This is a genomic window from Mycobacterium sp. UM_WGJ (genome assembly GCF_000455125.1).
In the GTDB taxonomy this organism is placed as follows: domain Bacteria; phylum Actinomycetota; class Actinomycetes; order Mycobacteriales; family Mycobacteriaceae; genus Mycobacterium.
In genome coordinates, this window is record NZ_AUWR01000076.1 from 1 (window position 1) to 7900 (window position 7900).

At 65.8% G+C, this 7900-nt stretch carries 4 protein-coding genes; 2 read left to right on the top strand and 2 right to left on the bottom strand.

Annotation, left to right across the window (positions count from 1 at the left end; translation table 11 throughout):
* Positions 1-47: 47 nt before the first annotated feature.
* The gene (locus N416_RS0119670) at positions 48-896 is read left to right on the top strand and encodes an LLM class F420-dependent oxidoreductase (RefSeq protein ID WP_024443808.1); all 849 of its coding nucleotides are present in this window, start codon (positions 48-50) and stop codon (positions 894-896) included.
* A gap of 450 nt (positions 897-1346) precedes the next feature.
* Here N416_RS0119670 and N416_RS0119675 read toward each other — a convergent pair whose 3' ends face one another.
* Positions 1347-2798 (bottom strand): glutamate synthase subunit beta, encoded by a 1452-nt coding sequence (locus N416_RS0119675; RefSeq protein ID WP_024443809.1) that lies wholly within the window; start codon positions 2796-2798, stop codon positions 1347-1349.
* Positions 2791-7395, bottom strand: a complete 4605-nt coding sequence (gene gltB, locus N416_RS0119680) for a glutamate synthase large subunit (protein ID WP_024443810.1) — start codon at positions 7393-7395, stop codon at positions 2791-2793. The genes N416_RS0119675 and gltB overlap by 8 nt, the downstream gene beginning before the upstream one ends.
* A 262-nt stretch (positions 7396-7657) precedes the next feature.
* Here gltB and N416_RS21935 point away from each other — a divergent pair.
* A partial coding sequence (locus tag N416_RS21935; protein WP_036458695.1) for a glutamine synthetase beta-grasp domain-containing protein occupies positions 7658-7900 on the top strand: 243 nt, incomplete at its 3' end.

Sequence of the window (7900 nt, forward strand, 5' to 3'; positions counted from 1 at the left end):
GAGGTACCCCCACCGCCGGCCTTGCGATCGCCGCTAGGCTCGGTGGGATGCGCTTCGCATTCAAGACTTCGCCGCAGAACACCACCTGGTCCGACATGCTGGCCGTCTGGCGAGCCGCGGACGAGATCGACGTCTACGAGTCCGGCTGGACCTTCGACCACTTCTACCCGATCTTCTCCGACCCGACCGGGCCGTGCCTGGAGGGTTGGACCACCCTGACTGCGCTGGCCCAGGCGACCACCCGACTGCGACTCGGCACGCTGGTGACCGGCATCCACTATCGCCATCCCGCCGTGCTGGCCAACATGGCCGCCGCCCTCGACATCATTTCCGGCGGACGCCTGGAGTTGGGGATCGGTGCGGGCTGGAACGAAGAGGAGTCGGGCGCCTACGGGATCGAGTTGGGCAGCATCTCCGAGCGTTTCGACCGTTTCGAAGAGGCCTGTCAGGTCTTGATCGGCCTGTTGAGCGCGGACACCACCACCTTTGCCGGCACCTACTACCAGCTCACCGAAGCCCGCAACGAGCCCAAGGGACCGCAGCGCCCACACCCGCCGATCTGCATCGGAGGCAACGGCGAGAAGCGCACGCTGAAGATAACGGCGAAATACGCCCAACATTGGAACTTCGTGGGCGGCACTCCCGCCGAGTTCGCCCGCAAGCGCGACGTGCTGGCCGCCCACTGCGCCGACATCGGGCGCGACCCGCAGCAGATCACCTTGTCGGCGCACCTGCGGTTGCAGCCGGATCTCGATTACGGCCGGCTGATCGAGGACGCCGTAGCGCTCGGCGCCGAGGGCCTGGATCTGGCGATCGTCTACCTGCCGTCACCGTACGACCCGGCAGTTCTCGAGCCATTGGCCGAGGCCATTCGCGACTCCGGATTACTGGCATAGATCACGAACTGATAACGGTCAGCAAACTCCTCCGGGAGACCGCGGCCCCCGGCCTGGCCGGACCTATGTGGCGAAGCGCAAGAGTTCGTCGGCGGTTACCAAACGCTCGTGCTTGGCGGGAAACCCTCGGCTTCTGCGCGGATGGCGCAGCAGTGACCAGGCCATACGGCCCATCCGGTATCGGTATATCGAGTTGATGTACACGGCGCTGACCCCCGCCCCGGTTCGGACCAGATTGGAATAATGCGGACCATGTTAACACGTTGTTAACGCGGATCACATAGCTGTCCATTAGACACCCGGCGTGTGGCAAACAACACGCGACGCGCCGATACTTGAGACAGAAGTTGCTAAAGTGACGGGTGAGATTGCGGTCGCGATTCGACTTGGCAGCCCGCATCCTTCTCGCACCGCGTCGTCGCGCCGCGAGCTGAATGCGGGCTACTCGACTCAGCGAAGCGGCGCCGCGGTCGCGGTGATCGGTGAGGGCAATGCGGTGCGGCCCATCAGGTACCGGTCCACGCTCGCCGCGGCACCGCGCCCTTCGGCGATTGCCCACACGATGAGGGATTGACCGCGGCCCATGTCGCCGGCGACATAGACACCCGGCACCGCGGTCGCGTACTCCGCGTCGCGGGCCACGTTACCGCGCTCGGTGAACTCCACCCCCAGATCGGCCAGCAGCGGTGAACGTTCCGGCCCGACGAATCCCATTGCGAGCAGAACCAGGTCGGCTTCGAGTTCGAAGTCGGTACCGTCGACCTTCTCGAAACCGCCGTTGCGGCGGCGCACTTCATGGGCCCGCAAACCGGTCACCTGACCGTCCCGGCCGATGAATGCCTCGGTGTTGACCGAGAACACCCGATCACCACCCTCCTCGTGCGCGGACGTGGTTCGCATGATCAACGGGTAGGTCGGCCACGGGGTGGACGGATCCCGGATCTCAGGCGGCCGCGGCATGATCTCGAACTGATGCACGCACGTCCCGCCCTGGCGGTGCACGGTGCCCAGGCAGTCGGCACCGGTGTCACCACCGCCGATGATGACGACCTTCTTGCCGTGCGCGGTGATCGGCGGCTCAGCAAGGTCGCCGGCCTGCACCCGGTTCGCCCACGGCAGGTATTCCATCGCCTGGTGGATGCCCTTGAGCTCCCGGCCCGGGATCGGCAGGTCTCGCCAGGCGGTGGCACCGCCGGCCAGCACAACGGCGTCGAAGTCTTCACGCAGCTGCTCGACGGGCAGATCCACCCCGACATTCACGCCCGTCTCGAACGTCGTTCCCTCGCTAACCATCTGTTCCAGGCGCCGGTCCAGAATTCGCTTTTCCATCTTGAATTCCGGTATGCCGTAACGCAACAGACCACCGATGCGGTCATCGCGCTCAAAGACGGTCACCGCGTGTCCGCCCCGGGTGAGTTGCTGGGCGGCGGCCAGTCCGGCCGGCCCCGAGCCCACTACCGCGACCGACTTCCCGGTGCGGACCGACGGCGAGATCGGTTCCACCCAGCCCTCGGCGAAGCCACGTTCGACGATCTCGTACTCGACCTGCTTGATGGTCACCGGAGGCTGGTTGATGCCCAGCACACAGGCCGGTTCGCACGGCGCGGGGCAGAGCCGGCCGGTGAAGTCCGGGAAGTTGTTCGTGGCATGCAGCCTGTCGAACGCCTCACGCCACCGCCCGGTACGCACCAGGTCGTTCCACTCCGGGATGAGGTTGCCCAGCGGACAGCCGTTGTGGCAGAACGGAATGCCGCAATCCATGCAGCGTCCGGCCTGCTCACGCACGGTGTCCTCGGCGAAATCCTGGTACACCTCGTTCCAGTCGCCCAGCCGCTCCGAGACCGGGCGGCGCAACGGCAGGATGCGCTGGGTGTTGGTGATGAAACCTTTCGGGTCAGCCATGAGCCGCCGCCATAATTGCCTCCTCAGGATCTATGCCACTGGCCTGCGCCTCGGCGACCGCGGCGAGCACCCGCCGGTAGTCGCGCGGCATCACTTTGACGAAGTCCCTTCCGCGGTTGGCCCAATCGGCCAGGATCGCGCGGGCGGGCACCGAGTCGGTGGCGGCGACGTGTGCCGCCAGCACGTCACGCAGCCACGCCACATCGTCCTCGTCGAAATCGTCGAATACGTCGAGGTCCACCATCTCGGTGTTCAGCCGGTCACCCAGCTGCCGGTCCGGGTCATAGACATAGGCCACGCCCCCGGACATGCCGGCGGCGAAGTTGCGCCCGGTCGGGCCCAACACCACCACCTTGCCTCCGGTCATGTACTCACAGCCGTGGTCGCCGACTCCCTCGACCACTGCTACCGCACCGGAGTTGCGGACCGCGAATCGTTCCCCGACCACCCCGCGCAGGAACAACTCGCCGGATGTCGCGCCGAACAGAATCACGTTGCCGCCGATGATGTTCTCCTCCGCGACGTAGCCGTCGGGCGCATCCAGCGGGGGCCGGACCACGATCCGGCCACCGGACAGCCCCTTGGCCACGTAGTCGTTGGCGTCGCCAAAGACCCGCAGGTTGATCCCCGGCGGCAGAAATGCCCCGAAGCTGTTGCCAGCCGAACCGGTGAAGGTGATGTCGATGCTTCCGTCCGGCAACCCCTGGGCACCATAGGCTTTGGTGACCTCATAGCCGAGCATCGTGCCGACGGTCCGGTTCACGTTGGATATCGCGCTGGTGAACTTGACCGGGGTACCGGCATCGAGAGCCTCCCGGCTCATGACGATCAGCTGCTGGTCCAATGCTTTGTCCAGACCGTGATCCTGACCGGAGGTGCAGTACAGATCCTGGTTCATGAACGCTGACTCCGGCTCATGCAGGACCGGCCCGAGGTCGAGCTTGTGGGCCTTCCAGTGGGCGCGGGCCAGCGTGGTGTCCAGCGCATTCACCTGCCCGACCGCCTCGTTGATGGTGCGGAATCCCAAAGCCGCCAGGTACTCGCGCACCTCTTCGGCGATGAACCAGAAGAAGTTCTCGACGAACTCCGGTTGTCCGCTGAACCGTTCGCGCAACGCCGGGTTCTGAGTTGCCACGCCCACCGGGCAGGTGTCGAGGTGACAGACCCGCATCATGATGCAGCCCGACACCACCAACGGCGCGGTGGCGAAGCCGAATTCCTCGGCCCCCAGCAGCGCCGCGATGACCACGTCGCGCCCGGTCTTGAGCTGGCCGTCCACCTGCACCACGATCCGGTCCCGAAGTCCGTTGAGCAGCAAGGTCTGCTGGGTTTCAGCCAGCCCGAGTTCCCACGGCGCTCCGGCGTGCTTGAGCGAGGTCAACGGCGCCGCCCCGGTGCCTCCGTCATGGCCGGAGATCAACACCACGTCGGCGTGAGCCTTGGACACTCCCGCGGCCACCGTTCCGACGCCGTTCTCGGCGACCAGCTTCACATGGATGCGAGCCTCCGGGTTGGCGTTCTTCAGGTCGTGGATCAGCTGCTTGAGGTCCTCGATGGAGTAAATGTCGTGGTGCGGGGGCGGAGAGATCAGTCCGACACCCGGGGTGGCATGCCGGACCTCGGCGATCCAGGGATACACCTTGTTGCCCGGGAGCTGACCACCCTCGCCGGGCTTGGCTCCCTGCGCGATCTTGATCTGCAGGTCGGTGCAGTTGACCAGGTACTCGCTCGTCACGCCGAATCGGCCCGAAGCGACCTGCTTGATGGCGCTGCGCCGCCAGGAGCCGTCGGCGTCCGGCAGGAATCGGCCGGCGTGCTCGCCGCCCTCACCGCAGTTGGAACGGCCGCCGATCCGGTTCATCGCGATCGCCAGGGTTTCGTGCGCCTCGGCGGAGATCGAGCCGTAACTCATGGCGCCGGTCGCGAAGCGTTTGACGATCTCGGTGGCCGGTTCCACCTCGTCAAGGGGCACCGGGGGCCGTTCCCCGGTCTTGAATCGCAACAGACCCCGCAGCGTCGCCAGGCGTTCGCTCTGGTCGTCGACCAGCGTCGTGTACTCCTTGAAGACCGAGTACTGGCCCGTTCGGGTGGAATGCTGAAGTTTGAACACCGTCTCCGGGTTGAACAGGTGGTGTTCGCCCTCGCGGCGCCACTGGTACTCCCCGCCCACCGGCAGTTCGCGGTGCGCCCGCTCTTCTGGGCGGTCCAGGTAGGCCAGCGCATGGCGGGCGGCGACATCGGCGGCGATGTCGTCGAGGGTGATCCCACCGATCGGGCAGTACAGGCCGGTGAAGTACTCGTCGAGAACGTCTTGCGAGATACCTATCGGCTGGAACAGCTGCGCTCCGGTGTAGGACGCCCGCGTCGAGATGCCCATCTTGGACATGACTTTCAGCACGCCCTTGCCGGCGGCCTTGGCATAGTTGGCCAACGCCTTCTCGCGGTCGAGGCCTTCGATCAGACCCCGGTCGAGCATGTCCTCGACGGACTCGAACGCCAGGTAAGGGTTCACCGCGGCGGCGCCGAACCCGATCAGGGCAGCCATGTGGTGCACCTCGCGGGCGTCGCCGGCCTCCACCACCAGACCCACCTTGGTGCGGGTCCGCTCGGCGACCAGGTGGTGATGCACCGCCGCGGTGGCCAGTAGCGACGGAATGGGCGCCATAGTCTCGTCGGACTCCCGGTCGGAGATCACCAGGAAGCTGGCGCCTTCGGCGATCGCCTCCGAGGCCCGCGAGCACACCTGCTTGAGGGCTGCACGCAGCCCGGCACCGCCTGCCGCCGGCGGGTACAGGCAGCTGATGACGGCCGTGGACAGGCCGTGCGGGCCCCGGGCACCGATCCGCTGGTCGGGGCTCAGCTTCAGCAGCTTCGCCAGCTCGGCGTTGCTCAGGATCGGCTGGGGCAGCACGATCTGCCGCCAGGTGGGTTCGTCGGTGTTGAGCAAGTCGCCTTCGGGTCCCAGCGCACCCTGCAGGCTGGTGATCACCTCTTCGCGGATAGCGTCCAACGGCGGGTTGGTGACCTGGGCGAACAACTGCTGGAAATAGTCGAACAGCAGCCGGGGCCGCGCCGAGAGCACCGCCACCGGGGTGTCGGTACCCATGGACCCGATCGGCTCAGCGCCGGAGCGCGCCATGGGAGCGAGCACCAGGTTGAGCTCTTCGTAGGTGTAGCCGAACATGTGCTGCCGCAACAGAACCCGGTGATGCTCCATCCGGGGCGCATCGCCGGGAGGCAGTTCGCCGATTCCGATCAGGCACTCATCGATCCACTGCTGGTACGGCCGTTCGCCGGCCAGCGTCGACTTGATCTCGCGATCGGAGATGATCCGCCCGGCGGCGGTGTCAACCAGGAACATCTTGCCGGGCTGCAGCCGCTGCCGGTGCACCACCGTGGCGGGGTCCAGGTCGAGGACACCGGCCTCGGACGCCATCACCACCAGCCCGTCTTCGGTTACCCAGATACGCGACGGCCGCAGGCCGTTGCGGTCCAACACCGCGCCCACCACGGTGCCGTCGGTGAAGGTCATCGAGGCCGGGCCATCCCAGGGCTCCATGAGCGAGTCGTGGTACTCGTAAAAGGCTCGGGTGGGCCCGTCCATGCTCTCGTGCCGTTCCCAGGCCTCCGGGATCATCATCAGCACCGCGTGCGGCAGGCTCCGGCCGCCCAGGTGCAGCAGTTCGAGCACCTCATCGAACCGGGCGGTGTCGGAGGCGCCCGGCGTGCAGATCGGGAACAGCTTGTCCGCGCTGCGTTGGCCGCCTTCAGAGCCGAAGATGTCGGTGCGGATCAGCGCCTCCCGGGCACGCATCCAGTTCTCGTTGCCGGTGACGGTGTTGATTTCGCCGTTGTGGGCGATCCGGCGGAACGGGTGGGCCAGCGGCCACGACGGAAACGTGTTGGTGGAGAACCGAGAATGCACCAGGCCCAGCGCGCTTTGCATCCGCTCATCGGCCAAATCGGGGTAGAACGCCTTGAGCTGCGGCGTGGTCAACATGCCCTTGTACACCATGGTTCGGCTGGAAAGGCTTGGGAAATAGACGGATTCCCGACCCGGTCCGTCCTGACCAGGACCCTTGCTGCCCAGCTCATGTTCGGCGCGCTTGCGCACCACATAGGCTCGGCGCTCCAGAGCCATACCCGAGGCCCCGCCGATGAACAGCTGCCGGAAGGTCGGCATCGCATCTCGAGCCAGCGCGCCCAACGACGAGTCATCGATCGGCACATCGCGCCAGCCGAGCACCTTCAGGCCCTCCGCCTCGACGATCTTCTCCAAGCCGACACAGGCTGCCGCCGACTCTTTGGCCGACTGCGGGAGAAATGCGATCCCGGTGGCATAGCTGCCTTCGGGCGGAAGCTCGAAGTCGGTCACAGCACGCAGGAACAGGTCCGGAATCTGGATCAGGATCCCAGCGCCGTCACCGCTGTTCGGTTCGGCTCCGGCAGCGCCGCGGTGCTCCAGGTTGAGCAGTGCCGTGATCGACTTATCGACGATGTCGCGACTGCGCCGGCCATGGATATCGACCACCATGGCCACCCCACACGCGTCATGTTCGAACGCGGGGTTGTAGAGCCCCACCCGACTGGGCGCCATCGCCACCTAACCCTTCGCACGTCCTTGTCCGTTGCCCATAGGACAAGCGGTCAAGGGGATTGATCCGTGCGACGTTGAACGGCGTTCCTGCCTGAAAAGTCTCACAGGCAACGTAACGATATACCGCGACCCAGCAAACGTGCCAGTTCGCTGGACAACGAGCCTGCCGTGAGGTTTGTGTTACGTCGACGCAATAACTGGATGATGTCCAGGAAATGTGCACTGCCTATCGTTTGGCTGTCTGCACGCGAAGGAGACCAATATGGCCGCCGACATTTTCAAGCTCGTCGCCGACGAGTCCGTCGAGTACGTCGACATTCGATTCTGCGACCTGCCGGGGGTTATGCAGCATTTCTCGATCCCCGCCTCGGCGCTCGACGAAAGCGTATTCGAGGACGGGCTCGCCTTCGACGGATCCTCGATCCGCGGATTCCAGTCCATCCACGAATCCGACATGCTGCTGCTGCCCGACCCGGAAACCGCGCGCATCGATCCGTTCCGGGCC

What these genes read in the sequence shown, in the direction of transcription:
- N416_RS0119670 (WP_024443808.1), top strand. Translation starts at nt 48, where the DNA reads ATGCGCTTCGCATTCAAGACTTCGCCGCAGAACACCACCTGGTCCGAC.
- N416_RS0119675 (WP_024443809.1), bottom strand. Translation starts at nt 2,798, where the DNA reads ATGGCTGACCCGAAAGGTTTCATCACCAACACCCAGCGCATCCTGCCG.
- gltB (WP_024443810.1), bottom strand. Translation starts at nt 7,395, where the DNA reads ATGGCGCCCAGTCGGGTGGGGCTCTACAACCCCGCGTTCGAACATGAC.